The organism is Micromonospora sp. H61 (assembly GCF_018070325.1).
GTDB lineage: Bacteria > Actinomycetota > Actinomycetes > Mycobacteriales > Micromonosporaceae > Micromonospora > Micromonospora salmantinae.
In genome coordinates, this window is record NZ_JAGPXY010000213.1 from 1 (window position 1) to 1,468 (window position 1,468).

At 65.9% G+C, this 1,468-nt stretch carries 1 protein-coding gene and 1 pseudogene; both read left to right on the top strand.

What is annotated here, in order from left to right:
- Positions 1-224 (top strand): annotated as a pseudogene (locus KBX08_RS33215) (ABC transporter permease); the annotation flags it as partial.
- Between the two features lie 107 nt (positions 225-331).
- Positions 332-1,384, top strand: a complete 1,053-nt coding sequence (locus KBX08_RS33220; protein WP_210787705.1) for a substrate-binding domain-containing protein — start codon at positions 332-334, stop codon at positions 1,382-1,384.
- Positions 1,385-1,468: the final 84 nt, after the last annotated feature.

Here is a 1,468-nt window from a genome sequence, read left to right on the forward strand (position 1 = left end):
TCGGAGGCACCCTGCTCAGCGGTGGGCGTGGGACGATCATCGGTTCCCTGCTCGGCGTGGTCATCTTCTCCACGATCACGAACCTCTTCGCCATCAACGGCCTCTCCACCGAGGCCCAGAACATGGTCAAGGGCGGCATCATCGTCGCCGCCGTCCTGATTCAGCAGGTCCAGTTCCGCAGCCTCACCCAATTCCTGGGCCGCAACCGGCTCACCACCCGATAAACGGCACCACCCGAAGATCCACACCAAGTAGCTGGGCCACCCGACGTCACGACGGTGGCCGGACCCCACTCACCCTTTTCCTCCACTATGCCAACCAGGAGGTCGTCATGACCCAGCACAGCAGCGATCTGTCGCGTCGCCGGCTGCTCTTCGGCGGTGCTGCAGTCGGCGCCGGCGTACTGCTCGCCGGTTGCACCAGCAACGAGAAGTCGCCGACCGACGCGCAGACGAAGGCGGCGGCGCCGGGCGGCAACGCCGAGCCTGGCAAGCGCGTCATCATCGGCTTCTCCGCCCCGGCCGCCGACCACGGCTGGACCGCCGCCATCACCAACAACGCCAAGGCGCAGGCCGGTGCGTTCTCCGACGTGGAGTTCAAGACGGTCGAGGCTGGCGCGGACGCAGCGGCCCAGCGGGCGGCGCTGTCCACCCTGATCTCCCAGAAGCCCGACGTGATCGTGCTGCTGCCGCACGACGGGAAGGAGCTCAACGCGTTCGGCTTGGAGGCGATGAAGGCCGGTATCCCGGTGGTCAACCTGGACCGTGCGTTCCCGGACGCCAAGGCCTACCGTCTCCAGATCAAGGGCGACAACTACGGCATGGGCGTGGCTGCCGCCACGTACATGATCGAGCAGTTCAAGGCCAAGGGCCTCAGCAACCCCGTGATCGGCGAGATCGCCGGCATGGACGAACTGGAGCTGACCCAGGAGCGGTCGAAGGGTTTCGCCGACACCCTCGGTCAGGCCGGGTTCAAAGTGAAGAACCGGCGCGCCGCCCGTTTCACGGCCGACTCGGGCCAGCAGGAGGCGAGCGGTCTCTTCCAGGCCGAGCCGAAGCTGGACGCGGTCTGGAACCACGACGACGACCAGGGTATCGGTGTGCTGGCCGCGGTCAACCAGACCAACCGCAAGGAATTCTTCATGATCGGCGGTGCCGGCTCGAAGAAGGCGATGCAGGACATCCAAGCTGACAACACGGTCCTGAAGGCGACTGTCACCTACAGCCCCTCGATGGCGTCGTCGGCCATCTCGCTGGCCCGCCTCATCGCACAGGGCAGGGGCATGTCGGACCTGGTGGAGCTGCAGGTGCCGAAGGAAATCATCCTCGCCTCCGAGACGATCACCAAGGACAACGCGGCCGAGTACCTCAAGCTCGGGTTCTGACATACCGGGGGGAGACCCACCTTGTCCACGACAGACAAAGAACTGCGGGTCGGCATGGTCGGCTACGCGTTCATGGGCGCCGCG